This window comes from Streptomyces sp. NPDC057743 (assembly GCF_042798755.1).
Taxonomy (GTDB): domain Bacteria; phylum Actinomycetota; class Actinomycetes; order Streptomycetales; family Streptomycetaceae; genus Streptomyces.
Genome location: NZ_JBHVJX010000006.1, coordinates 261,578 through 287,906 on the forward strand (window position 1 = coordinate 261,578; position 26,329 = coordinate 287,906).

Consider the following 26,329-nt stretch of genomic DNA (forward strand, 5'->3'; position numbering starts at 1 on the left):
GGACGGGCGTGACATGGCCGCTCACGATATCTGCGCGGCCTGGGCACCGAGCCGCTTGCCCCCCGAGGCGGCGGATCGGTACTGACAAGAGTGGCGGGGGCCGATGAACGATCGATAAACGCCCGGGCCGAGGAGTGAAACGCGCGTCAGCCGACCGTCGCGGGGCTGAGGAGGCCCCGGACCGTGGCGCTCTCCGCGGAGCCCAGGCGCTCGAAGATGGTCAGGGCCTCCTGCCAGCACACGCGCGCCCGACCGGTGTGTCCGATCTCGTTCAACGCCCGACCGAGCGTGGTCAGGGCACTGGCCCGCCAGGGCTCCCCGCCGATTCCCCTCAGCGCGGTCAGCGCCTGCTCGGCGCGGTTGGCGGCGGCGGTGGGGCAACCGGCCGCGAGGTCCACCTCGGCCAGCCGGAAGTTGGTCATGCCCTCCCAGAACCGCTGACGGCTGTCCTGGAAGATGCGCAGGGCGGCGGTCAGTTGGTCGGTGGCCTCGGACAGCAGTCCGGCCTGGGTGTAGGCGAGCGCGAGCGCGTACATACCGTTGGCGAGGCGGCGTTGGGCCCCGAGCTGGTGGTAGATCGCGATGCCCTCCTCCGCCAGGCTGATGGCACTGTCCACCCGGCCGGTGTCCAGGTGCACGCGGGAGAGGTTGCACAGGGCGCTGGCCTCGGACTGCCGGTTCTCGTCGTCGCGGAAGGCCGCCAGGGCCTGCAACAGATACGCCTCGGCATCGTCGTGGCGGCGCTGCGCATTGGCGATGATGCCGCGGTCGTTGGGGGCGTACGAGGAGGAGAAGGCGTCTCCAGCCGCCAGCCCGAGGAGCATCGCGGACTTGGCGTTCTCGTCGGCGTCCTCCAATCGACCCGAGAGGGTCCGGACGTAGGCGAGCGCGGTGTGGATGCGGGCCTGCGCGTGCTGGTCGCCCACCTCGCGGGCGGCGGCCAGGACGGTGGTGTTCGCCTGCTCGTATTGGAGCGCGTCGGCGCCGGACTCGGCCAGGTCCTTGGTGAGCAGCAGCAGGTCGGCCGCGCGGCGCAGCGTCGCCGGGGTCTGGCACTGCCGAGCGCAGGCCAGGATGCATCCCGCCTCGCTGAACAGCCATTCCAACGCCGAGGCACGATCGGGGAATTCCAACCCCGGGTGGTCGGTGCGCTCCATGTGCGCGATCAACCGGTCGCCCGGCCGCTCCAGCGCGTACATCCGGGAGGCCGTCACCAGATAGAAGTCCAGCAGCCGCGTCAGGGCCGCGTCCCGTTCGGACGGCGGGTGTTCGTCGCGTTCGGCGCAGGCGCGGGCGTAGAGGCGGACCAGATCGTGGAAGCGGTAGCGGCCTGGCGCCGCGGACTCCAACAGGGAGGTGTCGACGAGCGATTCGAGGATCTCCTCGGTGGCGTCCGCGTTCAGATCAAGCACGGCGGCCGCCGCCATCAAAGAGATGTCCGGGCCGTCGGCCAGGCCCAGGAGGCGGAAGGCGCGGGCCTGGGCGGGCTCCAGTTGCTTGTAGCCCAGTTCGAAGGTGGCCTTCACCGCCAGGTCGCCGGCGCGGAGTTCGTCCAGCCGGCGGCGCTCGTCGGCCAGCTTGCTGGCGAGCGTGGAGACCGTCCAGGTGCGGCGGGCGGCCAGGCGGGAGGCGGCGATGCGGATGGCCAGCGGGAGGAAGCCGCAGGCGCCGACGACGGCCATGGCGGCCTGCCGTTCGGAGGTGACCCGCTCCTCGCCCACGATGCGGGTGAAGAGCGTCAGCGCCTCCTCCGGGCTCATCACGTCGAGGTCGACCAGATGGGCCGAGGCCAGGTCGATCATCCGCGAGCGGCTGGTGATCAGCGCCGCGCAGCCCGCGGTGCCCGGCAGCAGCGGCCGGACCTGCGCGGCGTCCCGGGCGTTGTCCAGCAGGGCCAGGACGCGCCGGCCGGCAAGCGTGGAGCGGAAGAGGGCGGAGCGCTCCTCCAGGCCGTCGGGGATGGCCGAGTCGGCCGTGCCCAGGGCGCGCAGGAACGCGCCGAGCACCGCCTCCGGTTCGGCCGGCGTGTGCCCGGCGCCCTGGAGGTCCACGTAGAGCTGCCCGTCCGGGAAGTGCTCCCGCGCGGCGTGCGCGACGTGCACCGCGAGCGTGGTCTTGCCGACGCCGCCGATGCCGGCGACCGCCGAGACCGCCATCACGCTGCCGTCCGCCGTCGCCAACTGGTCGCTGAGCTCCCGGACGAACGCGGTGCGGCCGGTGAAGTCGGCGACGGTGGCCGGGAGCTGGCGCGGGCGCACCAGGGTGGCCTCCAGCGCATCCGGTCCGCCGGTGGGCACCGGGGCGTCGAGTTCGGTGTCGGCCTGGAGGATGCGCTGGTGGAGCTCGGAGAGCGAGGCGCGGGGGTCCACGCCCAGCTCGTCGGCGAGGAGTTTGCGGGTGTCGGCGTAGACCGCGAGCGCCTCGGCCTGCCGGCCGCTGCGGTACAGCGCCAGCATCAACAGCTCCCGCAGCCGCTCGCGCAGCGGGTGCGCGGCGGTCAGCGCGGTGAGTTCGGAGACCGCCTCGGCGTGGTAGCCGGCCTCCAGGTCGAGGTCGAGGCGGTGCTCGGTGAGCGAGAGCCGCCACTCCTGGAGGCGGGTGCGCTGGTTCTCGGCGTACGGGCCGGGGACGCCGGCGAGCGGCTCGCCGTCCCACAAGTCCAGGGCGGCGTCGAGCAGTTCGCGGGCCCGGTCGCGGTCCCCGGCGGCCTTGGCCTTCTCGGCGTCGGCGGCGTACTGCTCGGCGGTGTCGTGGTCGAGGTCCAGGGGCGTGCCGTTCACCGGCCGCAGGGCGTAGCCGCCGGACTCGCTGGCCAGCGCCTCCGCGTCGTCGCCGAGCGCCTTGCGGAGCCGGGAGGCGTAGGTGCGCAGCGCGGCGAGCGCGGCGTGCGGCGGTTCGTCGCCCCACAGGGCGTCGACGAGCTCGGCCGCGGTGGCGGTCCGCCCGCCGCGCAGCAACAGCGCGGCGAGCAGGGCGCGCTGCTGCGGCGAACCCACCGCGAGCGGCGACCCGCCACGCCAGGCCCGCACGGGACCGAGCACGGTGAAGCGGAGCCGCTCCCGCACCTGTCCCGGACCGTCGTCCATGGTGTCCCCCTGCCGTGTCCCGTCCGTCCGCGTTGTCATGGCCCCTCGCGCCTTTACCTCGTGCGCAACGGTCAGTCTGCCTTGTCGCGACCCGTTACGTCAGTAGGGGTCCGGAGCGTGCACAAAGCCTCCTCGTGCGGTTCCCCCGGCGCGGCACGGTCGCTCGGCGTGAACCTGGAGGGAAACCTTCCGGTTTCTCCCGTCGCGCCCCTCCCGTGGCAAATTCCCAGCTCGGCCCCGGTGTTCGCAGTGGCTGCCACCCGTCCGCCCCCTCGCCGCTCGGCCGTCCGACCCGTGCCCGGTGCAACGACCCACTGCCCGTGGCCCCTCTACCCCGGCCCTTGGACCCCATCCCCGACTGGCTGGTTTGTTTCTCCCGGGGGGCTCCGGAGGATTCCGGGGGCGCCGGGGAGGGGCCCCGGGAGGCTCCCCTTCCTCTGCGGACCGATCGGGTTCCTCTGCGGACCGATCGGGTCCCGTCAACGAGTCGCCCGGGTGCGTACACGCACGGGCGGACCGGTTGGTTCTCGTGCGCGGGCCCCGGCTTGGCCACCGGTCGCCCTCCGTCGTCCCGCCCTCTCCGGCCCCGCCGCCCCGGCCGCGCCCTCCGCATCCCCGTCCTCATCCCCGTACTCCGAATCCACTTACTGACGATCCGTCAGATCGGCGCTACCGTAACGCCCATGGAGACCAACCCCATGGAGACAAACCCCGTAGCGACCAACCCCGTGGAGACCAACACCCCCATCCCCAGGATCATTTCGGTCGACGACCACACCGTGGAGCCCCCCGACGTCTGGCGGGACCGGCTCCCGTCGAAGTACCACGACACCGGCCCCCGCATCGTCCGCGCACCGCTGACCGAAGTGACCTTCGTCGGCGGCAAGTTCGCCCCCAAGATGGGCGCCCCTGGTGACGACGGCCCGCTGACCGACTGGTGGATCTACGAGGACCTGCACCGCCCGCTGACCCGCCTGGACACCGCCGTCGGCTACTCCCGCGACGAGATCAAACTGGAGGGCATCACCTACGAGCAGATGCGCCCGGGCTCGTACTCGGTCCCCGACCGACTCGCCGACATGGACCTCAACCACGTCCAGTCCGCCCTGTGCTTCCCCACCTTCCCCCGTTTCTGCGGCCAGACCTTCACCGAGGCCAAGGACCGCGAGCTGGCGCTGCTGGGGGTGCGCGCGTACAACGACTGGATGGTGGAGGAGTGGTGCGGCCCACAGGCCGGCGGCCGGCTGATACCGCTCACCCTCATCCCCCTGTGGGACGCGGAGTTGGCCGCCGAGGAGGTGCGCCGCAACGCCGCCCGCGGCGTCCGCGCCGTCTGCTTCAGCGAGATCCCGCCCCACCTGGGGCTGCCCAGCATCCACACCGACTACTGGGACCCGTTCCTGCGCGCCTGCGACGAGACCGGCACGGTCATCGCCATGCACATCGGCTCGTCCTCGAAGATGCCCTCCACCTCCGCGGACGCCCCGCCGGCCGTCGGCTCCACGATCACCTTCGCCAACTGCTGCTTCTCGATGGTCGACTGGCTGCTGAGCGGCAAGTTCGACCGCTTCCCCCACCTGAAGATCATGTACGCCGAGGGACAGATCGGTTGGATCCCGTACATCCTGGAACGCGCGGACGTCGTCTGGGAGGAGAACCGCGCCTGGGGCGGCGTCGCCGACAAGGTCCTCCGCCCGCCCTCCGAACTCTTCGCCGACCACGTCTACGGCTGCTTCTTCGACGACGCCTTCGGCCTCAAGAACCTCGACGCCATCGGCGTCGGCAACGTCCTCTACGAGACCGACTACCCGCACTCGGACTCCACCTGGCCCACCTCCCGCCAGGTGGCCGAGACCCAGATGTCCCACCTGCCCCCCGACACCATCACCCGCATCGTCCGCGGCAACGCGATCGAACTGCTGGGGCTGACGGGGGAGGGGCTTTGGGGGCCGGGGGTGGGAAGCCACCGGTGAGCCGTTGGCCGAGTGCGCGACGGGTCACCCGGACGGGAAGGAAGGGGGATTGCGCACGGGGCGTCGTGGGGTGACGTCAGCCGGGACGGTATTCCGCGTGTGGGACGGCGCGCTCCCATACTGCTTCAAAGGCGCTGACGCACAGATCCCGGACGGCCGGTTCGGTACTCAACTCCATCCAGTCGTCCGGGCTTTCCCCGTCCCCGGTGAAGTGCAGAATCACGACGAGTTCGTTGTCGAAGACCCAGAAGTCATTGCCGGGGAACGCGATGTCGGTTGCCCGGCGGCGAGAGAGCCAGCCGATCTGTTCGCCGGCCCTCACGTTGGCGTCGGATACATGGTGTTCGAAGCGGATGTAGTCCGATTCCGGCACCGAGAACACCCTCGCCCTCCGGATCGCGACTCCTCGGTCCGTCGCCTCCCGAACCCACCTGAGCCAGGGGCGCTGTTCCGGGTCGTTGTCCTCTGGGAGATGACGCTTTCCCTCCTTCCAAGCGAGGAAACTCGGGTCGGACTCCATGTACCCGTCCCGCATCTCCAGGTGAACGGCGGAGTGCTTGGTCGACGCCAACAGATCCTTAAGCGTGGGGGAGTTCGGCACCCTTGACCTCCAGGAAGAACTGGACCGTGCGCTTCGGAGTTTCCACGCCGTCTTCGTACCCATGGATGTCCAGCGGAGACCGACATTCCTCGGAGGCGCGGGAGCCATCGGGCGCGGAGTCCGTCCGCCCGACGCGGACGGGCAGGCGGACGGGTCCATCGGGTCAGCCGGTCGTTAAGCGGCCACCGGCCGGGGCCAGGGGGCTATTCGCCGTCGCCGCCCTGTGGCTGTGGGTCGCGCGGCGCCTCCGGGGGCATCGGGCCCCCGTCGTGCTTCCCGCCGTCGTCCTGCGCGACGCACCCCAACGCCCGGGGGTGCCGGAACGGAATGCCGCGCCAGCCTTCGGCGTCGGGCGTGCGCGAGGCGTAGGTCTCCACGTCCGCGACGCTCATCCACCAACCTCCTCTTTCCTGAAGGGGCCGTGCCGCCGTACCGTCGAGGCACAGCCCGTGGACCCGCAGGGTTCCTGCGGCTGGGTCACCCGCTCCGGGCGCTCGACTGTCCAGGTTTCCGCGGCCGGGGCGGGGGCTTGCTCAATTGCTTGAGAAACCATCGTCGTTGGGTGGGGGCAGGGCGCCTAGGCCGTTTCCCGTTATCTCAAGAATTCGTCCCGGATTTCTTCCGTCAGCTCTCGCATGCTGTCGCCGTACAGGGCGACTTGGGAGAATCGAGCGAACGTCTGCTATAGGTCTCCACGTCTTTGGGGTCGCGAGTGGTGTACTCGGCATGGAATGTCTCGGTGATCACTAGTCGATCGTCGTGAAGGCTGAAGCAGTTCATCGGGAAGTCCGGCAGGCGGTCGTTCTGGGGCACGAGTCCGATGCGGACGTTGGGTAGCCGGGCGAGGGAAACCAGCCGATCGAGCTGCAGGGCCATCACGGCACGTTCACAGATCTGCCAGCGGAGGACGTGCTCGCAGATCAGGAAGTGGAAGCTCCGTTCAGCTTCGTGGAGCGTCGCCTGGCGCTCAAGCCGTGCCGCCACCGTTCGAGCCCTGGTCGCCTCGGGTAGTTCCGGGGGCAGGCCGAACACCGCGGATGAGTATTCGGGGGTCTGGAGCAAACCTGGAATCAACTGCCCCTGAAAAAGCCTGAGATGCATGGTGGTGGCCTCAATGGCCTTGATGGTGTGTTGGTGCTTCCACGGCCCCATGCGGCGCAGCAGGCGCCACGCAGTCGCTTCGGTGACTTCCGCCCGGACCGTAGCCAGGAATTCGCCCTTCACGACTTCGGAAACGCCGATGGCGCTCAGGATCAGGTCCACGTCCTGGAGCGTGGGCAGCGTCCGCCCGTTCTCGACCTTGGACAGCTTTCCCGCTGACATGGAAGCCCTGCGGGCCACGGTGCTTCCGGTCAGTCCGGAGGCGACGCGCAGCGTCCGCAGGGCTCTGCCGATGGACTCCGTGCTCAGTGCTGCCGCTCCCAGTACTCCGCGAACGGCACGGCATGGCGCAGTGCCACGTCCCGATAGCCCCGGTATGCGCTGAGCTTGTCCGGAGGCAGCAGCTCGGCGCCGATGAATGCGCCCTTCTCCGTGTAGTGCATGCGGTACACCTGCCGGTCGTCGAACAGCCAGAAGTCGTGATCAGGCAGACCTGCCACGGTCTGCTCGGCTAGGTCGATGATCCCGATGGATTCCCCGGCCTTGATGTTGCCCGGGTACGCGGCCAGTTCGTATCGCAGGTAGTCGGTCAACGGCGAGGTGAGGACGTGGACTCGGGACACCTGCTTGCCCTTGTCAGTCATCGACCGCACCCAGGGATTGTCGGCCCATTCCGGGCCCATGTCCTCCCCGGCCAGGAAGCGCGCGATCTCTTCGCGCTCCTCCGCTACGTCGTACTCGGGCAGCGTCTCCAGCCGGAACCCCGTCCGCTCGTAGGCGTCGAAGAGCCGACCGAACTGTTCACCGCTGAGCACGGAAGTATCCCTCCAGGACCGCAGCGGGAATCCGTACGGCAGTTTCCCCTTCGGGTAGATCAAGTTGGGCCAGTTCTTCCGGATCGCTGATTGCGTAGCCCTGCACCACGTAGTCGTTGGTGGCGGTCTTGGCCCACAGGGTCGGGCAGGTGCCGTTCTTGCAGTCCGGTGAACCGGACAGTTTCCGCAGTGGCTCGGTGGCCATGCATTCCCCTCGGTGTCTTCGGCGGACCTACGTCACGCTTGATGCTCCGATGCGGGAATGGGCTGGTCAAGGAGTGGCCCTTTCCACAACAGGAAAGGTTGTGCGCGGGTAACTGCGGGGAGTGTCCGTACCCTTCACAGTCACCGGAGCGCCAGCACCATCACGTCGTGCAGATCCGCCCCCTCCCAGGGGTGGGCCTCGCCGACCTTGCGGTAGCCCCATGACCGGTAGGCGGCCTGGGCTGCGGCGGCGTCCGGCCGGGCGTTGAGCAGGACCCGTTCTTCCCGCGCCCCGGCGAGGAGTGCCTCGTGCATGCGCCGGGCCACGCCGAGCCGGCGCCATGGAGCTCGGACGGCGAGCTCCATCAGCCCGAACGTCCGGTGCCCGTCCTCGTGTCGGAGCTCGTCGGTCACGGGGGTGGTGAGGCGGTCCCACCAGCCGGTGGTCCCGCGGTGCCTGACACTGGTGGGGCGGTGCCCGTTCCGCGGGCCGGGGCGCGGCGCGCGGCCACCTCGTCGGTATAGAGCTCTGTTGTGAAGTCGGCTTCCTGCAGGCCGAGTTCTCCCATCACGGACCGGATGTCCTCCAGCGCGGCAGGAAGTCCCGCCGCATCTTCCTCCGACACCAGGGTTTCGACCTCCAGGAATGTCCCTTCAATCTCCGGTACGTGGACGAGGGTGGCAAGCAGGCTGCGGCCGCGGGCACGGAACTCGTAGTTCCGGCACTGCTTCTGGAAGGCGATGGTCGGAACGTATCCGAGTCCCCGCAGCATGGCGTGGACGGCCTCCGGGCTGTCCACGCGCGTCTCGTGCTCCGGCTTCGAGCCCGAGCGCGCATCGACGCGGGCACCCTTGTAGGTGAGAACGGAGCGCGTCGAGCCGCCACTGTGAATCGTGCGGACCCGCAACTCCCGGTCCTGCGCGCCGAGGGTCCCGGCCGGGTCGTCGTAGTAGGTGTCGCGGTAGAGCTCTGATCGCCCCTCCGCCTTATCGTCAAGGCGCGCCATCACATAGTTGGCATTTCGCACCCGAGCCTTCAGCTCCGCTTCGATCAACACATCGACTCCGAAGCGGTCAAGTGCGGCCTCCCAAGGGCCTCGTGAAGGCGGTCGCATGGTCTGTGCGTGGGGGCGGCGGGTGCGGTTCGCCCCGTACGCTGGCAGTGACGAGCTGTCCAGAGAGGGGCAAGGCCGTGTCCTTTGATGCTACGCCCGATCCAATGGCCGAACCGGTCGTCTTCGGCCAGCGCATGCAGATCCTCCGGACCCGCCGCGGTATGAGTCGGATCGTGCTCGCCGGGCTGTTGGGGAAGTCGCCGAGTTGGGTCAAGCAGGTGGAGGGAGGGCGCTTGCAGATGCCCAAACTCCCGATGGTGTTGCGGATCGCCGAGGTGCTCCGGGTCGGGGACCTCACGGAGCTCACCGGGGACCAGTCGCTCTCCGTTGCGATGTTCACCGGGCCGGGCCACCCGCGGCTGCCGCAGGTGAAGGCCGCTTTCGACGCCTTTCCCCTGGCGACCGTGGAGCCGGCACCGGGCATCGGGCATCTGCGCGGACGCCTGGCGCGGGCGTGGCAGGCCCGGCACTCCGCTCCGAACCACCGCGAGGTCATCGGTGCGCTGCTGCCGGAGCTGATCCGGGACGCCCAACTGGCGGTTCTGCAAGCTGACTCGGCGCGGCAGCGCAGGGAAGCGCAGGGGCTGCTGGCCGAGGTGTACGGCCTGAGCCAGTTCTTCCTCGCCTACCAGCCGGACGCGGCGCTGCTGTGGCGGGCGGTGGAGCGCGGCATGGTCGCGGCCCAGGAATCCGAGGATCCGCATGCCGTCGGCGTCGCCGCGTGGCTGGCGACGCAGGCCCACCGGGACAGCGGGCACGCCCACTTCGACGCGGCGGACGCCGTCAACCTGGCGACCCTGCGCCATCTGGAGCCGCTGCTGCCGGATGCGGACGCCCATGTGCTCGCCATCGCCGGCGCCTTGCAGTTCGAGGCCGGGTACACCGCCGCTCGAAGGGGCGACACGGGAACCGCCTGGCGCTACTGGGACACCGCGCGTAGCGTGGCCCGCCGGCTTCCCCTCGACTACTACCACCCGGTGACCTCCTTCTCCCGCGCGGTCATGGGGGCGCACGCCGTCACCATCGCCGTCGAACTGCACTCGGGCCCGGAGAGCGTTCGGCAGGCGGCCGCCTCGGACGCCACCGCCGCCCTGCCGTCCCGCCCGCGTCGGGCCCGGCACCGCATCGAGGAGGCCCGCGGGTACCAGCTCGACGGACAGCCGGACGCTGCGCTGGCAGCACTGGGCAAGGCGTACGAGACCGCGCCGGAGACCATCCGCTACAACGGCTACGCCCGCCGCATCGTTCTGGAAGAGTCCGAGTCCAAGAGCCCGGCACACCGCCGACGTGCCAGCGAACTCGCCGTGAAAATCGGTGCGTTGGCGGCATGAGGCAGGGGGGCACAAACTGTGCCTCCTCTTTCCTCCAGGTGGCCCTACGGTCGATCCGTACGCGACCGGCCAAGACCCCCGCGACCGACGCAACCGGCCCGGGGGCGTGGCCATCAACCACCAGGAGGTTGACGACATGCGCCAACATAGCGCTTGGGTCTTCGAGCCGCTGCTGCGGTTGTTACTGCCCGCGTCCGGCCGGCATCGACGAGAGACGGTCGGACGATGAGCGAGTCGCCGGAGCCCCGGCTGCTGCCGTGGGTGACGCCCGAAGGGAAGACCTGCTTCCTCCTGGGGGACGGGAAGGGGTATGTCTCACGGGTCGCGAACCGCATTGAGGCCGTTCAGCTCGACATGGCGGACAGGCTGGCCGCTCATGCGGACGGCATGCTCGGCGAGCCGAAGCTGTCGGAGCGCGAACTCCGGTCGCTCGCCGGTCATTTGACGCGCGCGCTGCGGGACGTCCGCCGGGTGGCGGTCAGCCGCGGTGCCCGGCTCGGTGAGCCGGGTGACGTCCCCGGCTAGGAGCTCCCCCGACGGGGCCCCAGCAGGCGCTGCCCGGGGCCCGGTCCGTCCTGCGGGGAGCGTCTCGGGCGCTCCCCTGAAGGAAGCCGCACTGTGGAGGTGCGGTGTGGGAACAGGGTCCTGCTTTCCTCGAAGCGTCGAAGCACCGGGGGAGGCAGGGCCCTTCAGGGGCCCGGCGTTGATTGATGACGAGATGGCCGCGGTTGAGGCGCGGTTCGACGCGCCCCGCCCCTTGTCTGACGGTGTGTCAGCAATCACCATTGCCGGACCACTGGGTCGTGAGGTGGCGGCCCGGCAATGGAAGGGCGGTTCGGGGCATGGTGGAAGTGCTGTCGCAGGGTGCGCTGTCGTATGGGATGCAACTGCCGGTGCAGGCGCAGAGTGTGGTGTTTGCGGAGGGGTGGGAGGCGGGGGCCGGGCCGGAGGATCTGGTGGCGGTGGCGCGGGCGGCGGATCGGGCCGGGTTCGCGTACGTCGCGTGCTGTGAGCACGTGGCGATCCCGCGGCAGCTGGCCACGGCGATGGGGACGGTCTGGTACGACCCGGTGGCGACGCTGTCGTATCTGGCGGCGGTGACGGAGCGGGTGCGGTTGCTCAGTCATGTGGCGGTGGTCGGCCTCAAGCACCCGCTGATCAGCGCCAAGCAGTACGCCACGCTGGACCGGCTGTCGGGCGGGCGGCTGATCCTCGGGGTCGGCGCCGGGCACGTGCGGGAGGAGTTCGCGGCGGTCGGGGTGGACTTCGCGCGGCGGGGGGCGGTGCTGGACGAGGCGATCGACGCGTTGAAGGTGGCGTTGGGGGAGGAGGAGTTCCCGGAGTTCGCGGGGGAGCGGTTCGCGTTCGAGGGGTTGGGGCAGGCGCCGCGGCCGGTGCAGCGGCCGCGGCCGCCGGTGTGGGTGGGGGGCTCGTCCCCGGCGGCGGTGCGGCGGGCCGCGGTGCGGGGGGACGGGTGGCTGCCGCAGGGGGATCGGAGGGAGCAACTGCCCCAAAAAATAGGGGAGTTGTTGCGGTTGCGGGAGGAGGCGGGGGTGGGCGAGCCGATCGAGATCGGGGCGATCGCGGAGCCGGTGTATGTGGGGGAGCCCGGGTGGGACGTGGGGCGGCGGACGCTGGTCGGGGCGCCGGAGCGGATCGCGGAGTCGTTGCGGGAGTACGGGGCGATGGGGGTGCGGCAGATCCAGGTGCGGTTCCGGAGTCGGGGGCGGGAGGAGTTGGTGGAGCAGGTCGGGGTCTTCGGGGCCGAAGTGGGGCCGTTGTTGGGCGGTTGAGGGGGCGAGGGCGGAGGGGCGCTGTCCGTGCGTAGGCCGTAGGAGGGCCGGGATATGGGGAAGTTGGACGGGCGGGTGATCGTCGTCACCGGGGCGGCGCGGGGGCAGGGGGAGCAGGAGGCGCGGCTGTTCGTGGCGGAGGGGGCGCGGGTGGTGCTGGGGGATGTGCTGGAGGGGCAAGGGGAGGCGCTGGCCGCGGAGTTGGGGGAGGAGTGGGCTCGGTTCGTGCGGTTGGACGTGGCGGCGGAGGGGGACTGGGCGGCACTGGTCGAGGCCGGCGAGGAGGCGTTCGGGAAGATCGACGGGCTGGTGAACAACGCCGGGATACTGCGGTTCAACGCGCTGGTGGACACGCCGCTCACGGAGTTCCAGCGGGTGGTGTCGGTGAACCAGGCCGGGTGCTTTCTGGGGATCCGGGCGGTGGCGCCCCGCATCGCGGCGGCCGGTGGCGGGACGATCGTCAACACCGCCTCGTACGCGGGGCTGACGGGGATGGCGTTCGTCGGGGCGTACGCGGCCACCAAGCACGCGGTGGTCGGGCTGACCCGGGTGGCCGCGCTGGAGCTGGCCGCCCAGGGGATACGGGTGAACGCGGTCTGCCCGGGGGCGGTGGACACGCCGATGACCAACCCGGCGGCGCTGGACCCGGGTGCCGACCCGGAGGAGAGCGCGCGGGCCGTGGAGGGGCTGTACCGGAAGCTGGTGCCGCTGGGGCGGATCGGGCGGCCGGAGGAGGTGGCGCGGTTGGCGCTCTTCCTGTCCTCTCAGGACTCGTCGTACATCACGGGGCAGCCGTTCGTGATCGACGGGGGGTGGCTGGCCGGGGTGAGCCCGATCTGAGCCCCGGCAGTGCGGGCTGATGCCTCGTCAGCTTTGCCTGTTGCGGGTATTGACGGGTTCCGGCGCCGCTGGAACAGTCGGTGCCGTCGTCAAATCTGACGGTACGTCAGAAACGAGCTGCCGCCCGCGGCAGCGGGTAAGGGACGGTGAACCCCCTTGGAATTCGGGCTCTTTGTGCAGGGCTATGTGCCCGCGGCGCGCGCGCAGGCCGATCCGGAGGCCGAGCACCACGCCTTGATGGAGGAGACCGAGTACGTCATCCAGGCGGACAGGTCCGGCTTCAAGTACGCCTGGGCGTCCGAGCACCACTTCCTGGAGGAGTACTCCCACCTCTCCGCCAACGACGTCTACCTCGGCTACCTCGCCCACGCGACCGAGCGCATCCACCTGGGCTCGGGCATCTTCAACCCGCTCGCCCCCGTCAACCACCCGGTGAAGGTCGCCGAGAAGGTCGCCATGCTCGACCATCTCTCCGCCGGACGCTTCGAGTTCGGCTCCGGGCGGGGCGCCGGCAGCCACGAGATCCTGGGGTTCCTGCCGGGCATCACCGACATGAACCACACCAAGGAGATCTGGGAGGAGACCATCGCGGAGTTCCCCAAGATGTGGCTCCAGGACGAGTACCAGGGGTTCAAGGGGAAGCACTGGCAGCTGCCGCCGCGCAAGGTGTTGCCCAAGCCGTACGGGGCCTCCCATCCGGCGATGTGGTACGCCGCCGGGTCGCCGTCCTCGTATGCGATGGCCGGGAAGAAGGGGCTGGGCGTCCTCGGCTTCAGCGTGCAGAAGGTCGCCGACATGGAGTGGGTCGTCGACGCGTACAAGAGCGCGGTCAAGGACGCCGAGCCGGTTGGGGACTTCGTCAACGACAACGTGATGGTGACGTCCACCGCCATCTGCGCACCGACCCACCAGGAGGCGGTCCGGATCGCGGTCGGCGGCGGGCTCAACTACCTCCAGTCGCTGCTCTTCCGCTACCACGACACCTTCCCGCGGCCGGACGGTATACCGCAGTGGCCCGAGCTGCTCCCCGAGTACACCGAGGAGCTCGTCGAGCTGTTGATCGCCGAGGAGTTGATGATCTGCGGCGATCCCGACGAGGTGCTGCGGCAGTGCAAGCGCTGGGAGCAGGCCGGCGCCGACCAGCTCTCCTTCGGGCTGCCGATCGGGATCTCCTACGAGGACACCATGAACACCATCAAGCTGATCGGCGAGCACGTCATCCCGAAGATCGACACCGACCCGGTGCACCGGACGACCCGCTTCCGGCGGGCGGCGGGGGCGGCGGCCGGCTGACCCGACCCGCCCCGCGCGCCACCCGCCCGCCCCACCCGCCCCGCACCCCAGAAAGGACGCACGCCATGCTCGACCACCTCATCCAGGCCGCGACCGTCGTGGACGGCACGGGCGCGCCGGCCTTCGCGGCCGACGTCGGCATCCGGGACGGGCGGATCGCGGCGATCGGCCGGCCCGGCACCGTCACCGAGGAGGCCCGGACGAGCGAGGACGCGCAGGGGCTGGTCCTCGCCCCCGGGTTCATCGACCCGCACACCCACTACGACGCCCAACTGTTCTGGGACCCCTACGCCACCCCGTCCCTCAACCACGGCGTGACCACCGTCGCCGCCGGCAACTGCGGCTTCACCCTCGCCCCGCTCCACCCCGACCGGCCCGACGACGCCGACTACACCCGGCGGATGATGAGCCGGGTCGAGGGGATGTCGCTGGTCGCGCTGGAACAGGGCGCGCCCTGGAACTGGCACACGTTCGGGGAGTACCTGGACGCGCTGGACGGGAAGATCGCGGTCAACGCCGGCTTCATGGTGGGGCACTGCGCGCTGCGCCGGCACGTGATGGGACCGGACGCGGTCGGCGGGCAGCCCACGCCGGCCCAACTCGACGCCATGCTGCGACTGTTCCACGACGCGATGGACGCCGGGGCGTGGGGGCTGTCCACCACCCAGTCGTCCAGCCACGCCGACGGCGACGGCGCACCGGTCGCCTCCCGGCACGCCCGCCCCGCCGAACTGCTCGCGCTCTCCCGGGCGGTGGCCGACCACGAGGGCACCCAGATCGAGGCGATCGTCGCCGGCTGCCTGGACCAGTTCGCCGACGACGAGATCGACCTGCTGGTGGAGATGTCCGCGGCGGCCGGCCGCCCGCTCAACTGGAACGTCCTGACCATCGACGCCGCCGTCCCCGAACGGGTGCCGCGGCAACTCCTCGCCAGCGAGCGCGCCCGCAAGGCCGGCGGCCGGATCGTGGCGCTCACCATGCCGATCCTCACCCCGATGAACATGTCGCTGGGCACCTTCTGCGCCCTCAACCTCATACCGGGCTGGGGCGAGGTCCTCGGCCTGCCGGTGCCCGAGCGGATCGCCCGGCTGCGCGACCCCGACGTCCGCGCCGAACTGCTGCGCCGCGCGCACGGCAAGGAGGCCGGCGTCTTCCGCCGGCTCACCGACTTCGCCCGCTACGTCATCGGGGACACCTACTCGGCGGCCAACGCGGGCCTGACCGGACGGGTGGTGCGGGACATCGCCGCCGAACGCGGCCAGGAGCCCTTCCACTGCCTGACCGAGATCTGCGCCAACGACCAACTCCGCACCGTGCTCTGGCCGATGCCGACCGACAACGACCCGGCCAGTTGGGCACTGCGGCAGCAGACCTGGCAGCACGAGGACGTCCTGCTGGGCGGCTCGGACGCCGGCGCCCACCTGGACCGGATGTGCGGCGCCCCGTACACCACCCGCTTCCTCGGCGACTGCCTGCGCGGCCGGAAGCTGGTCGGGCTGGAACGGGCGGTGCGGATGCTGACGGACGACCCGGCGCAGCTCTTCGGGCTGCGCGAGCGGGGCCGGATCGCCGAGGGGTACCACGCCGACCTGGTGCTCTTCGACCCGGAACGGATCGACGCGGGCGCCGCGACGCTGGTGCACGACCTGCCGGGGGACAGCCCGCGGCTGGACTCCAGGGCGATCGGCGTGGTCAGCGTGCGGGTCAACGGGGTGGAGACGATCCGGGACGACGCGGTGACCGGCGCGGTGCCCGGGACCGTACTGCGCTCGGGGCGGGACACGAGGACGGTGGGCACGCGGTGAGCGGGGGTGGAACCAGGGGCGGGCGCGGGGGAGTTGGGGCCGGGCGGCCGTTGGTCCAGCCGCTGTTCATCGGCGGGGAGTGGGTGGAGCCCGACGGCGGGCACTACGCGGTGCTCGACCCGGCGACCGAGGAGGTCGTCGGGCACGCCCCGGAGGCCGGCCGGGCGCAGGTCGCGGCGGCGGTGGACGCGGCCCGGGACGCCTTCGACGGCTGGTCGCGGACCGCGCCCGAGGAGCGCGCGGCCGTCCTCTCCCGGGCCGCGCGGGTGATCCGCCGGGAGTCCGCCCGGTACGCGGAGCTGGCGCAGGCGGAGAGCGGCGCGACGACCGGGACGGCGCGCGCCCTCCAGGTCGGGGTCTCCGCGGCCCGCTTCGCCCGGTACGCGCGCGGCGCGCTGGAACCGGTTCAGACCGCGGTGCCACCGCAGATCAACGAGGCCGGGCCGATGGGCGGTGGGGGCGTCTTCGGCGCGGTCGCGGTGCGCCGCCCGGTGGGCGTGGTCACCTGCATCACCTCGTACAACAACCCGTGGGCCAACGCGGCGGGGAAGGTCGCACCGGCGCTGGCGATGGGCAACACGGTGGTGGTCAAGCCGGCCCCGCAGGACCCCCTGTCGGTGTACCGGATGGCCGAGGCGCTGGCGGAGGCCGGCGTTCCGCCCGGGGTGGTCAACGTCGTCAGCGGATCGCGGCCGGAGGTCGGCGAGGCCGCGGTGGCCGCGGACGGCGTGGACATGGTCAGCTTCACCGGCTCCACCGCGGTCGGGTGCCGCATTGCCGAGGAGTGCGGCCGCGGGATGAAGCGGCAGCTGATGGAGCTGGGCGGCAAGGGCGCGGCGCTGGTCTTCGACGACGCCGACCTGGCGTCCGCGGTGTCCGGCATCGGCACCACCTTCTCCTTCTACAGCGGCCAGATCTGCACCGCGCCGACCCGGGTGCTGGCCCAACGCGGCATCTACGAGCGGCTGGTGGCGGGGCTGGGCCGGTACGCGGAGCGGCTGACCGTCGGCGATCCGCGGCGGCCGGGCACGGTCGTCGGGCCGGTGATCTCCGCCGCGCACCGGGACCGCGTCGAGGGGTACCTCGCGCTCGCGGTGAAGGAGGGGGCCCGGCTGGTCACCGGTGGCGAGCGGCCGGATCTGGCGCGCGGCTTCTATGTGGCGCCGACGCTCTTCGCGGACTGCACGGCCACCATGCGGGCGGTCCGCGAGGAGATCTTCGGGCCGGTGGTGACGGTGGTGCCCTTCGACGACGAGGAGGAGGGCGTCGAGCTGGCCAACGACAGCGACTACGGGCTGCTGGACTACGTCTGGTCCGGCGATGTGGCCCGCGCCTTCCGGGTGGCGGGGCGGCTGCGGGCCGGCGGGGTCGGCGTCAACACCGTCGGCCGGAACATGGAGGCGCCGTTCGGCGGCTTCAAGCGCAGCGGCGTCGGGCGGGACGTCGGCTCTTACGCGCTGCACGCGTACAGCGAGCTCCAGGCGATCGTGTGGCCGGGGTGAGGGGCGGGAGACGAGGGGTGCGGGCCCGGCCGGCCGTGGGTGCGGGCCCGGCCGGTGCGGGCCGACCGTAGGGCCGCAACATGGCCGGAAGGTGACGTTCGGAATCCGGACGGGAAATTTTAGAACCCGGTCAAAACGGACAGTGCTGCGGTTCCCGCAATGCGGAAGGCTTCCCGTGCGGCCATAGACTCCAAGGTCTAACTCAACTTCCCCATGGGATTAGGTGATTGGAGCGACGGCTTTTCCTGTGGAGTGAAGCTAGTGCCCCCGGAGGGCGATCTTCCGGATACGAAAACAGCAGCACTTAACGTCCTGTTCATGGTTCAGGTTGACCCCCGGCCCCAGGCCGGAGACACGGTAACGAGCCTCGCCGCTACCGGCAGTAGCGCCCGCGGTGGCTCCGGTGACACCCGGAACAAGGGCCTTGGCGGCAACTCCGTCGGCCTGCTCGGCAGCGCGGTCATCGGCGTCTCCACCGTCGCGCCCGTCTACTGCCTCACCTCGACGCTCGGCCCCACGGTCGGCGAGGTCGGCGTGCAGATGCCGGCCGTCTTCCTGGCCGGATTCCTGCCGATGCTGCTAGTCGCCTTCGCCTACCGCGAGTTGAACAAGGCCGTCCCGGACTGCGGAACCTCCTTCACCTGGACCGTCAAGGCGTTCGGGCCGTGGGTCGGCTGGATGTGCGGCTGGGGCCTGGTGATCGCCACCATCATCGTGCTCTCCAACCTGGCCGGCGTCGCCACCTCGTTCTTCTACCTCCTGCTCGGCGAACTCACCGGCAGCCCCGCGATCGCCGCCCTGGACCACAACCGGATCGCACACGTCCTGACCTGCCTGGCCTTCATCGCGCTGGCCACCGCCATCAGCTATCGCGGAATGACCGCGACCAAGGGCGTCCAGTACACCCTCGTCGGCCTCCAACTCGCCGTGCTCGCCGTGTTCGTGGCGCTGGCCGTGGTCAAGGCCCGCACCGGGGACTTCACCGGCTCCCTGCACTTCTCCTGGACCTGGCTCGACCCCTTCGCGGTGAAGTCCTTCTCCGCCTTCACCGCCGGACTCTCCCTCTCGATCTTCATGTTCTGGGGCTGGGACACCTGCCTGACCGTGAACGAGGAGACCGCCGGCAGCGCGAAGACGCCCGGCCGCGCCGCCCTGTTGGCCATGGTCGTGCTGATCGGCTCCTACCTGCTCACCGCCGTCGCCGCCCAGATGTTCGCCGGCGTCGGCGGCAAGGGCCTCGGCCTCGGCAACCCGCAGACCGCCGACAACGTCTTCGCCGCCCTCGCCAACCCCGTCATGGGCACCGTGCTCGGCGTGCTGCTCTTCGTCGCCGTCCTCGCCTCGGCCGCCGCCAGCCTCCAGACCACCTTCATCCCCGTCGCCCGCACCGTGTTGGCGATGAGCACCTACGAGGCGCTGCCGGCCTCCTTCGCCACGATCCACCCGCGCTTCCGCTCCCCGGGCAAGGCCACCGTCGCCGCCGGCATCGCCACCGGCGTCTTCTACGCCGCGATGAGCCTCATCAGCCAGAACGTGCTGATCGACACCATCTACGCGCTGGGCCTGATGATTTGCTTCTACTACTCGATCACCGCCTTCGCCTGCGCCTGGTTCTTCCGCCGCGCGCTGCGTGCTTCCGTCCGTGACTTCTTCCTCAAGGGCGTCTTCCCGCTGCTGGGCGGGCTCCTGCTGGCCGCGGTCTTCTGCAAGACCCTGATCGATATGTGGAACCCGGCCTACGGATCGGGAAGTTCGGTCCTCGGCATCGGCTCGGTCTTCCTCATCGGCGTCGGCCTGCTCCTCCTCGGCGCCGCCCTCATGCTGCTCATGCAGCGCCGCAGCCCCGCCTTCTTCCGCGGCGAGATCCTCACAACGTCCACGCGGGCGTTGGTGGTTGAGGGGTAGGGGTGGGTGGGGTAGGGGCTCTCCGGGGGCTTCCCCCGCTCCCCCCGCCCACCCCACCCCCACCCCCACCCCCACCTCCCCGCCAGTCAGCGCTCACGCGGCTCGCGCGGCTCACGTGACTCACACGGTTCACGCGACTCACGCAGGTCACGCGGCTCAGCGCCCACTTGCCACACGCCGGCGTACCGGCCACCGCCGCGCCAGCGGCCAACTCACCCGCGGCCGCCTCGTCACGGGCTACCTCGGCAGCGGCGCCTCACCGACTCGCCCGCGGCCAACTCGACACCGGCGACCTCGTCCGCGGCTCGCCGCACCGCCTCGCCAGCAGCCATCTCGCTAGCGAGCGACTCGCTACCGGCCATGTCACCACCGGCCGCCTCACCCACGGCCCCCTCACCCGCGGCAGCTGCACTCCTTTCCACCGGCCTTCTCGCCCGCGGCCGACTCACCACCGGCCTTCTCGCCAGTGGCCAACTCGCCATCGGCGACCTCGTCCGCGGCCCGCCTCACCGACTCGCCCGCGGCCACCTCACCCATGGCCACCTCACCAAGGCCAACTCACCACTCCCCCAAGAAGATCGGGTTCGTCAGGGCGGCCATGGGGCCCGGGAGGGCCGGCGTGGCGGGTGGGTGGCGGAGCTCGGTGCGTATGTAGGCGGCGTTGTCGGGGGTGGTGGACCAGGTGATCGTGCCGGCTCCGGACGGGGGGAGCGGGATGGTGTGCCGGACGCCCTGGTCGGTGACGAAGGAGACCGTGCAGCCCGGCGCTCCGGAGACGGTCAGACGGGCGGTGACCCGGGAACCGCCCGGCAGGTGCAGGCGCTCGCCGATCCCGGCGTGCTCGCCGCGCTCGCCGGTGACGGCGAACGACAGGTCGATCGCGGAGGATTCGGCGATCCAGACCCGGCCCGCCCGGATGCCGTCCTGGAGGGCGCGGCGCGAGAGGTCGTCGGCCAGGACCACGGTCTGCGGGAGCCCGACCACGTCCGGATCGCGGTGCGCGTCGCTGTGCCCGACGGCCGGCAGCCACGGGCCACGGCCGGCCCGGACGTGGGTGACCAGGGTGTTGTCCCATTCCGCGAGGGTGATCTCGTCGTCGGGGCCGTACGGGCCGTTCCACACCTCCACCGCATCGGCCTCGTTCAGCCCGAACTTCCAGTTGCAGCCGACGCACGTGGCGTGCGGATGCGCCGGGATGACCAGGCCGCCGGCCCGGCGGATGGCGCGCGCGTACCGTCCGAAGGCGTTGTCCCGCGCGCGGTAGCGCCAGTCGATGAAGACGCCGGGGTCGGTGCCCATCGCCACCACGTGCCCGTTGCGGGTGGTCACCTCCTCCCCGGTCAGGATCAGCAGGTCGTCGCCCCACAGGCCCTCCCAAGCGCCGTGGCTGGCGGTGGTGTTGTGCTCGGTGGTGGTGAGGAAGTCCAGCCCGGCGGCCCTGGCCAGGGCCGCTATCTGGGCCGGGGTGCGCTTGCCGTCGGAGTAGACGGAGTGCAGGTGGTTGTCCCCGCGGTACCAGGCACGGCCGCGGCCCCGGGCCCGCTCGGGCGGATGGACGGGCGTCGGGGTCTTCCCCTGGGGGCCGTGCCGCAGGGTGACGGTGACCTCGTAGTTCAGACCCTGCGGGGCGATGGTGTACGGGCCGAGGGCGATGTGCCAGGTGCCGGCGTTGATCGGGCCCGGGAGGTAGCCCGGGGTGGCGTCGTCGGCGCGCAGGAAGAACGCGGGCCGCGCCCCGCCCGACCAGCCGCGGAAGCCGGCACCGCCCAGCTGAGTGCCGCGCTCGTCGAAGATGCCGATGTCGCAGGCGTTCCCCGCGGTGCCGTCGGGCACCGGCGGCTTGTCGTAGCGGTACGCGACCGCGATCTCCCGTACGCCGTGCGGGACGTCGACCGGTACGTAGACGAAGTCCGGTGCGCCGGGCGGCAGATGGCCCCGGACCGTGCGACTCTGCTCGGCCGGCCCATCTCCGCCCGGCCCGCCTCCGCCCTGCCCGGCGGCCGGCGCCGCCTCGGCGAAGCTCACCCGCCCCAGCGTCAACGCCCCCGCCGCACCGGCACCCGCCGACAGTTTCAGTACCTCGCGTCGCTCCATCTCCGCCCCCGGTCGTTGTCCAGCCACGCTCCACACCCAGGCCCCGCGGCCCGAGCCCCGCATCCCGCGGCCAGCTTCGTTTCGCCGCGTGAAAACCGTTGTACGCGCATGTGACACGCCGGAAAAGCCCTGTGGATAACCCGCGGACGGTGAGGCACCATGCGGTCACCCCACCCGCCTGACCCCACGCCCCACACCCCCCAACGCCCCACCTCACCCCGACGCGGAGGACGCCCAGGATGCGGATCGCGACCACGATCTTCCTGACCGACGAGACGATCCGGCCGGCCCGGCTGGCACAGGAGTTGGAACAGCGCGGCTTCGACGGGCTGTATCTGCCCGAGCACACCCACATTCCCGCCTCCCGGGACACCCCGGCTCCCATGGGCGAGCCGTTGCCCCGCGAATACGGCCGCACGCTCGACGCGTTCGTCGCCCTCGGCCAGGCCGCCGCGGTCACCGAGCGGCTCCGCCTCGGCACCGGCGTCACCCTCGTCGCCCAGCACGACCCGATCGACCTCGCCAAGCAGATCGCGACCCTGGACCACCTCTCCGACGGGCGGTTCACCCTCGGCGTCGGCTACGGCTGGAACGTGGAGGAGGCGGCCGACCACGGTGTGCAGTGGGCGACCCGGCGTGCCCTGGTGCGCGACCGGCTGGCGCTGATGCGCGCCCTGTGGGCCGACGAACCCACCGGCTACGAGGGCCGGTTCGGCTCCGTCCGCGCCTCGCTTGCCCACCCCAAGCCGGTCGGCGGCGCGCCGCGCGTCCTGCTGGGCGGCGCGGCCGGCCCCAAGCTGTTCGCACAGATCGCGGACGGCGCGGACGGCTGGCTGCCGATCGGCGGCCGTGGCCTCGCCCAGGACCTCCCGGCGCTGCGGCGGGCCTGGGCGGACGCCGGTCGCGCGGGCGAGCCGGACGTGGTGCCGTACGCGGTGCGGCCCACCCCGGGGAAGTTGGCGCACTACCGGGAGCTGGGGGTGGCGGAGGCGGTCCTCCAACTGCCGCCCGCCGAGGAGGCGGAGGTCCTGCGGACCCTGGACGACTACGCGCAGTACCTGTGAGGCGGCAAACGGTACTTGGGAGGCAGTCACCGGCAGTTGTGAGGCGGTGAGCAGTACCCGTGAGGCAGTGAACGGTACCTGTGAGGCGGTGATCGGTAGGTACCTGGGTGGCACGGTAGGTGCCTGTGAGGCGACGAACGGACTCCGTCCTCCGTGCCACGCGCCGCCCTGGGGCCAGCGGCGTACGGCGGCTCCCGAGGGTCGGTACCACAGACCGATCCGCGGTGGCGCCGGGCCGGCGTAGCGTCGGTGGTGAAGGCAGTGGAACGCCTCGTCGGAGGGTTCCGCCGAGCTCCGGGAGACCTAGGGAGACGCCATGCCCCGCCTCGACCACACGATCGTGCACAGCAAGGACCGGTTCGCCTCGGCCCGCTTCCTCGCCGAGCTGCTGGACGCCCCGGAACCGAGGGCGTACGGGCCGTTCGCGGCGCTCAAGATGGACAACGGGGTGACCCTCGACTACGCCGAGCACGTCGCCGGCGGCCGGGAGTTCGTCGCCACGCACTACGCGTTCCTGGTGACGGAGGAGGAGTTCGACGGGATCCTGGGGCGCATACAGAAGCGCGACCTGCCCTACTGGGCGGACCCGATGCACACCAAGCCCCAGGAGATCAACCACCACGACGGTGGCCGGGGCCTGTACCTGAACGACCCCGACGGCCACAACATGGAGTTCCTGACCCGGACCTACTCCGAGGAGCTGCTGAACTCCATGTGATCCGCGGCGGGTTCGCCAAGCCCGCGCGCGACCGGGGGCGCGCCCGCGGCGGCGACCGGAGTCGTCGGCCGCGGTGGCCCACCAGTGCCCCGGCCCGGTCCGCCGTGCCCAACTCCCCGGAGGAAACCTCCGTTTAACGTGATCAGTGGCACACCGATCCGACCGTCTCCGGCGGCGGAGATGTCAGTCCCCGCTCGTATGCTCGGGGCATGACTTCCAGCGCGCAGGGATCTGATCAGGGCCTTCGCCAGGGATCTGAGCAGGGCTCGGACCAGGCGTCGGACGGGGCCGCCACGAGCGAGGCGGCCCCGCGGCCGACGGCCAACGCGATGCGCCGGGCGCTCAAGCGGGCCCGGGACGGCGTGGCGTTGGACGTCGCCGAGGCCGCGGTGCTCCTCCAGGCCCGCGGTGCGGATCTGGAGGACCTGTGCGCCTCGGCGGCCCGGGTGCGTGACGCCGGCCTGGAGGCCGCCGGCCGCCCCGGTGTCATCACGTATTCCAAGAGCGTCTTCATCCCCCTGACGCGCCTGTGCCGCGACAAGTGCCACTACTGCACCTTCGCCACCGTCCCCGGCAAGCTGCGCCGCGCCGGCGAGGGGATGTTCATGTCCCCGGACGAGGTCCTGGCCATCGCCCGCCGCGGCGCCGAACTCGGCTGCAAGGAAGCCCTGATCACGCTCGGCGACAAGCCCGAGGACCGCTGGCCCGAGGCCCGCGAGTGGCTCGACGCGCACGGCTACGACGACACCATCGCCTATGTCCGCGCCATCTCCATCCGCATCCTGGAGGAGACCGGCCTGCTGCCGCACCTCAACCCGGGCGTCATGTCGTGGACGGACTTCCAGCGCCTCAAGCCCGTCTCGCCGTCCATGGGGCTGATGTTGGAGACCACCTCCCAGCGGCTGTGGAGCGAGCCGGGCATGCCGCACTACGGCTCGCCCGACAAGGAACCGGCCGTCCGCCTGCGGCACTTGGAGGACGCCGGCCGCAGCTCCGTGCCGCTCACCAGCGGGTTGCTGATCGGCATCGGTGAGACGGCTGAGGAGCGCGCCGAGTCGCTGTTCGCGCTGCGCCGGGTCGCCCGTGCCTACCACGGCATCCAGGAACTGATCATCCAGAACTTCCGCGCCAAGTCGGACACCGCCATGCGCCGCATGCCGGACGCCACCCTGGATGACCTGGTCGCCACCGTGGCCGTCGCCCGGCACATCATGGGCCCGTCCGGCTGCCTCCAGGCCCCGCCCAACCTGGTGGACGACGAGTACGGGCGCCTCATCGGCGCCGGCATCGACGACTGGGGCGGCGTCTCCCCGCTCACCGTGGACCACGTCAACCCCGAGCGCCCCTGGCCCCAGATCGACGAGCTGGCCGAGCGCTCCGCCGCCGCCGGCTTCGAGCTGCGCGAACGGCTCGCCGTCTACCCGGAGTTCGTCCAGCGCGGCGAGCCCTGGTTGGACCCCCGGCTGCGACCGCACGTCTCCGCCCTCGCCGACCCGGAGACCGGCCTGGCCCGGGAGGACGCCGTGGTCGAGGGCCACCCCTGGCAGGAGCCCGACGAGGCGTTCGTCCCCTCCGGCCGCACGGACCTGCACCGCACCATCGACACCGAGGGCCGCACCGCCGACCGCCGCGACGACTTCGACGAGGTCTACGGCGACTGGGAGGCGCTGCGCGAGGCCGCCGCGCCCGGCATGGTGCCCTCCCGCATCGACGCCGACGTCCGGGCGGCGCTCTCCCAGGCCGCCGACGACCCGACGAAGCTCACCGACGCCGAGGCGCTCGCCCTGCTGCACGCCGACGGCCCGGCCCTGGACGCGCTCTGCCGGATCGCCGACGACCTGCGCCGCGCCACCGTGGGCGACACCGTCACCTACATCGTCACCAGGAACATCAACTTCACCAACGTCTGCTACACCGGCTGCCGGTTCTGCGCCTTCGCCCAGCGCCGCACCGACGCCGACGCCTTCACCCTCTCCCTCTCCCAGGTCGCCGACCGCGCCCAACAGGCGTGGGACGTGGGCGCGGTGGAGGTCTGCATGCAGGGCGGCATCCACCCCGACCTGCCCGGCACCGCGTACTTCGACATCGCCCGCGCCGTCAAGGAACGGGTCCCGGGCATGCATGTGCACGCCTTCTCACCGATGGAGGTGGTCAACGGGGCGACCCGCACCGGCCTGTCCATCCGGGAGTGGCTGAGCGAGGCCAAGGCCGCCGGCCTGGACTCCATCCCCGGCACCGCCGCCGAGATCCTCGACGACGAGGTCCGCTGGGTCCTCACCAAGGGCAAACTCCCCACCGCCACCTGGGTCGAGGTCATCAAGACCGCCCACGAGCTGGGCATCGGCTCCTCGTCGACGATGATGTACGGGCACGTCGACCAGCCTCGGCACTGGCTCGGCCACCTCCGGCTGCTGGCCCGGATCCAGCAGGAGACCGGCGGCTTCACGGAGTTCGTCACGCTGCCGTTCATCCACACCAACGCCCCCGTCTATCTGGCCGGCATCGCCCGCCCCGGCCCCACCACCCGCGACAACCGCGCGGTGACGGCGATGGCCCGCATCCTGCTCCACCCGCACCTCACCAACATCCAGACAAGCTGGGTGAAGCTGGGCACCGAGGGCGCCGCGGAGATGCTCCGCTCCGGGGCCAACGACCTCGGCGGCACGCTGATGGAGGAGACCATCTCCCGTATGGCCGGGTCGAGTTACGGCTCCTACCGCTCCATCCAGGACCTGGTCGCCATCGCCGACCTCGCCGGCCGCCCGGCCCGCCCCCGGACGACCTCCTACGGCCCGGTCCCCGCGGAGCGCCAGGCCGCCGCACTGGCGTCGGACGGCCATCTGCCGGAGCTGCTGCCGGTGGTGGAATAGGGCCTGTCCGACCCTGGCCCATCGGCCAGGCCCCAGCGGCGGCGCGCGGCCGGCCGGGCGGGGGCCCTCCCCACCCGGCCGCCGGCGGCCGTCAGGGCCTATCCGACCCTGACCCACCAAAGACGCCCTAGGGCGCTTCTGACGGATCTCCGCGGCGTCGCGGCGTCTGGCACGCACGCTCGCGGCGTTGCCGAAATGCCCCCATAGCTCCGCTATGAA

The 26,329-nt window shown here is 71.4% G+C and carries 21 protein-coding genes and 2 pseudogenes; 12 read left to right on the forward strand and 11 right to left on the reverse strand.

The window, feature by feature from the left end:
• Positions 1 to 146: 146 nt before the first annotated feature.
• Positions 147 to 3,086 (reverse strand): BTAD domain-containing putative transcriptional regulator, encoded by a 2,940-nt coding sequence (locus ACFVFQ_RS09595; RefSeq protein ID WP_383411445.1) that lies wholly within the window; start codon positions 3,084 to 3,086, stop codon positions 147 to 149.
• Between the two features lie 698 nt (positions 3,087 to 3,784).
• Between ACFVFQ_RS09595 and ACFVFQ_RS09600 the strand changes: the two genes are divergently transcribed.
• Positions 3,785 to 5,059 carry an amidohydrolase family protein gene (locus ACFVFQ_RS09600; protein WP_383411553.1) on the forward strand — a complete coding sequence of 425 codons (1,275 nt, stop codon included), beginning with the start codon at positions 3,785 to 3,787 and terminating at the stop codon, positions 5,057 to 5,059.
• A 76-nt stretch (positions 5,060 to 5,135) separates the two neighbouring features.
• Here ACFVFQ_RS09600 and ACFVFQ_RS09605 read toward each other — a convergent pair whose 3' ends face one another.
• The 8 genes and pseudogenes from ACFVFQ_RS09605 to cyaB all read right to left on the reverse strand — a co-directional run bounded on the left by ACFVFQ_RS09605 (position 5,136) and on the right by cyaB (position 8,835).
• Positions 5,136 to 5,660: a DUF6879 family protein gene (locus ACFVFQ_RS09605; protein WP_383411448.1), complete on the reverse strand. Its 525-nt coding sequence runs from the start codon at positions 5,658 to 5,660 to the stop codon at positions 5,136 to 5,138.
• A gap of 203 nt (positions 5,661 to 5,863) precedes the next feature.
• Positions 5,864 to 6,052 (reverse strand): hypothetical protein, encoded by a 189-nt coding sequence (locus ACFVFQ_RS09610; RefSeq protein ID WP_383411450.1) that lies wholly within the window; start codon positions 6,050 to 6,052, stop codon positions 5,864 to 5,866.
• A 232-nt stretch (positions 6,053 to 6,284) separates the two neighbouring features.
• On the reverse strand, positions 6,285 to 6,923 hold the full coding sequence (locus ACFVFQ_RS09615) for a DUF5753 domain-containing protein (protein WP_383411555.1): 639 nt from the start codon (positions 6,921 to 6,923) through the stop codon (positions 6,285 to 6,287).
• Between the two features lie 21 nt (positions 6,924 to 6,944).
• Positions 6,945 to 7,001 (reverse strand): annotated as a pseudogene (locus ACFVFQ_RS09620) (hypothetical protein); the annotation flags it as partial.
• Between the two features lie 65 nt (positions 7,002 to 7,066).
• The gene (locus tag ACFVFQ_RS09625; RefSeq protein WP_383411453.1) at positions 7,067 to 7,576 is read right to left on the reverse strand and encodes a DUF6879 family protein; all 510 of its coding nucleotides are present in this window, start codon (positions 7,574 to 7,576) and stop codon (positions 7,067 to 7,069) included.
• A complete protein-coding gene (locus ACFVFQ_RS09630) occupies positions 7,563 to 7,781 on the reverse strand; it encodes a hypothetical protein (RefSeq protein WP_383411455.1) in 219 nt (72 codons plus the stop codon). The genes ACFVFQ_RS09625 and ACFVFQ_RS09630 overlap by 14 nt, the downstream gene beginning before the upstream one ends.
• A 140-nt stretch (positions 7,782 to 7,921) precedes the next feature.
• Positions 7,922 to 8,224, reverse strand: a pseudogene (locus ACFVFQ_RS09635) (GNAT family N-acetyltransferase); the annotation flags it as partial.
• Positions 8,191 to 8,835, reverse strand: a complete 645-nt coding sequence (gene cyaB / locus ACFVFQ_RS09640) for a class IV adenylate cyclase (protein WP_383411558.1) — start codon at positions 8,833 to 8,835, stop codon at positions 8,191 to 8,193. The gene cyaB and the pseudogene ACFVFQ_RS09635, both read right to left, overlap by 34 nt.
• A gap of 164 nt (positions 8,836 to 8,999) precedes the next feature.
• On the opposite strand from cyaB, the gene ACFVFQ_RS09645 reads away from it, so the two are divergent.
• From ACFVFQ_RS09645 to ACFVFQ_RS09680, 8 genes are all read left to right on the forward strand, one after another.
• Complete coding sequence (locus ACFVFQ_RS09645; RefSeq protein WP_383411458.1) at positions 9,000 to 10,226, forward strand: helix-turn-helix domain-containing protein; 1,227 nt, start codon at positions 9,000 to 9,002, stop codon at positions 10,224 to 10,226.
• Between the two features lie 225 nt (positions 10,227 to 10,451).
• Entirely contained in the window at positions 10,452 to 10,751 is a 300-nt protein-coding gene (locus ACFVFQ_RS09650; protein ID WP_383411460.1) for a hypothetical protein, read from the forward strand.
• 317 nt (positions 10,752 to 11,068) lie between these two features.
• Positions 11,069 to 12,019: a TIGR03619 family F420-dependent LLM class oxidoreductase gene (locus ACFVFQ_RS09655; RefSeq protein ID WP_383411463.1), complete on the forward strand. Its 951-nt coding sequence runs from the start codon at positions 11,069 to 11,071 to the stop codon at positions 12,017 to 12,019.
• Between the two features lie 54 nt (positions 12,020 to 12,073).
• Positions 12,074 to 12,859, forward strand: coding sequence for an SDR family NAD(P)-dependent oxidoreductase (locus ACFVFQ_RS09660; protein WP_383411466.1), 786 nt, complete (start codon positions 12,074 to 12,076; stop codon positions 12,857 to 12,859).
• 156 nt (positions 12,860 to 13,015) lie between these two features.
• Complete coding sequence (locus tag ACFVFQ_RS09665) at positions 13,016 to 14,152, forward strand: LLM class flavin-dependent oxidoreductase (protein WP_383411469.1); 1,137 nt, start codon at positions 13,016 to 13,018, stop codon at positions 14,150 to 14,152.
• Positions 14,153 to 14,217: 65 nt separating this feature from the next.
• Positions 14,218 to 15,957: an amidohydrolase family protein gene (locus tag ACFVFQ_RS09670; RefSeq protein ID WP_383411472.1), complete on the forward strand. Its 1,740-nt coding sequence runs from the start codon at positions 14,218 to 14,220 to the stop codon at positions 15,955 to 15,957.
• A gap of 50 nt (positions 15,958 to 16,007) precedes the next feature.
• Positions 16,008 to 17,459, forward strand: a complete 1,452-nt coding sequence (locus tag ACFVFQ_RS09675; RefSeq protein ID WP_383411479.1) for an aldehyde dehydrogenase family protein — start codon at positions 16,008 to 16,010, stop codon at positions 17,457 to 17,459.
• A 318-nt stretch (positions 17,460 to 17,777) separates the two neighbouring features.
• Positions 17,778 to 19,364 carry an APC family permease gene (locus tag ACFVFQ_RS09680; protein WP_383411482.1) on the forward strand — a complete coding sequence of 529 codons (1,587 nt, stop codon included), beginning with the start codon at positions 17,778 to 17,780 and terminating at the stop codon, positions 19,362 to 19,364.
• A 393-nt stretch (positions 19,365 to 19,757) separates the two neighbouring features.
• On the opposite strand, the gene ACFVFQ_RS09685 is transcribed toward ACFVFQ_RS09680, so the two are convergent.
• Both ACFVFQ_RS09685 and ACFVFQ_RS09690 read right to left on the reverse strand, forming a co-directional pair.
• Positions 19,758 to 19,901: a hypothetical protein gene (locus tag ACFVFQ_RS09685; protein WP_383411485.1), complete on the reverse strand. Its 144-nt coding sequence runs from the start codon at positions 19,899 to 19,901 to the stop codon at positions 19,758 to 19,760.
• Positions 19,902 to 19,922: 21 nt separating this feature from the next.
• A complete protein-coding gene (locus ACFVFQ_RS09690) occupies positions 19,923 to 21,458 on the reverse strand; it encodes a CehA/McbA family metallohydrolase (RefSeq protein ID WP_383411561.1) in 1,536 nt (511 codons plus the stop codon).
• A 239-nt stretch (positions 21,459 to 21,697) separates the two neighbouring features.
• On the opposite strand from ACFVFQ_RS09690, the gene ACFVFQ_RS09695 reads away from it, so the two are divergent.
• From ACFVFQ_RS09695 to ACFVFQ_RS09705, 3 genes are all read left to right on the forward strand, one after another.
• On the forward strand, positions 21,698 to 22,522 hold the full coding sequence (locus ACFVFQ_RS09695) for a TIGR03619 family F420-dependent LLM class oxidoreductase (RefSeq protein ID WP_383411488.1): 825 nt from the start codon (positions 21,698 to 21,700) through the stop codon (positions 22,520 to 22,522).
• Between the two features lie 316 nt (positions 22,523 to 22,838).
• Positions 22,839 to 23,240, forward strand: a complete 402-nt coding sequence (locus tag ACFVFQ_RS09700; RefSeq protein WP_383411491.1) for a VOC family protein — start codon at positions 22,839 to 22,841, stop codon at positions 23,238 to 23,240.
• 209 nt (positions 23,241 to 23,449) lie between these two features.
• Positions 23,450 to 26,110 carry a bifunctional FO biosynthesis protein CofGH gene (locus ACFVFQ_RS09705; RefSeq protein WP_383411494.1) on the forward strand — a complete coding sequence of 887 codons (2,661 nt, stop codon included), beginning with the start codon at positions 23,450 to 23,452 and terminating at the stop codon, positions 26,108 to 26,110.
• The last annotated feature ends 219 nt before the right edge of the window (positions 26,111 to 26,329 follow it).

Coding starts and splice junctions, on each gene's coding strand:
- ACFVFQ_RS09595 (WP_383411445.1), bottom strand. CDS start 3,086: ATGGACGACGGTCCGGGACAGGTGCGGGAGCGGCTCCGCTTCACCGTG.
- ACFVFQ_RS09600 (WP_383411553.1), top strand. CDS start 3,785: ATGGAGACAAACCCCGTAGCGACCAACCCCGTGGAGACCAACACCCCC.
- ACFVFQ_RS09610 (WP_383411450.1), bottom strand. CDS start 6,052: ATGAGCGTCGCGGACGTGGAGACCTACGCCTCGCGCACGCCCGACGCC.
- ACFVFQ_RS09630 (WP_383411455.1), bottom strand. CDS start 7,781: ATGGCCACCGAGCCACTGCGGAAACTGTCCGGTTCACCGGACTGCAAG.
- ACFVFQ_RS09645 (WP_383411458.1), top strand. CDS start 9,000: ATGGCCGAACCGGTCGTCTTCGGCCAGCGCATGCAGATCCTCCGGACC.
- ACFVFQ_RS09650 (WP_383411460.1), top strand. CDS start 10,452: ATGAGCGAGTCGCCGGAGCCCCGGCTGCTGCCGTGGGTGACGCCCGAA.
- ACFVFQ_RS09655 (WP_383411463.1), top strand. CDS start 11,069: ATGGTGGAAGTGCTGTCGCAGGGTGCGCTGTCGTATGGGATGCAACTG.
- ACFVFQ_RS09660 (WP_383411466.1), top strand. CDS start 12,074: ATGGGGAAGTTGGACGGGCGGGTGATCGTCGTCACCGGGGCGGCGCGG.
- ACFVFQ_RS09670 (WP_383411472.1), top strand. CDS start 14,218: ATGCTCGACCACCTCATCCAGGCCGCGACCGTCGTGGACGGCACGGGC.
- ACFVFQ_RS09680 (WP_383411482.1), top strand. CDS start 17,778: ATGGTTCAGGTTGACCCCCGGCCCCAGGCCGGAGACACGGTAACGAGC.
- ACFVFQ_RS09685 (WP_383411485.1), bottom strand. CDS start 19,901: ATGGGTGAGGTGGCCGCGGGCGAGTCGGTGAGGCGGGCCGCGGACGAG.
- ACFVFQ_RS09690 (WP_383411561.1), bottom strand. CDS start 21,458: ATGGAGCGACGCGAGGTACTGAAACTGTCGGCGGGTGCCGGTGCGGCG.
- ACFVFQ_RS09695 (WP_383411488.1), top strand. CDS start 21,698: ATGCGGATCGCGACCACGATCTTCCTGACCGACGAGACGATCCGGCCG.
- ACFVFQ_RS09700 (WP_383411491.1), top strand. CDS start 22,839: ATGCCCCGCCTCGACCACACGATCGTGCACAGCAAGGACCGGTTCGCC.
- ACFVFQ_RS09705 (WP_383411494.1), top strand. CDS start 23,450: ATGACTTCCAGCGCGCAGGGATCTGATCAGGGCCTTCGCCAGGGATCT.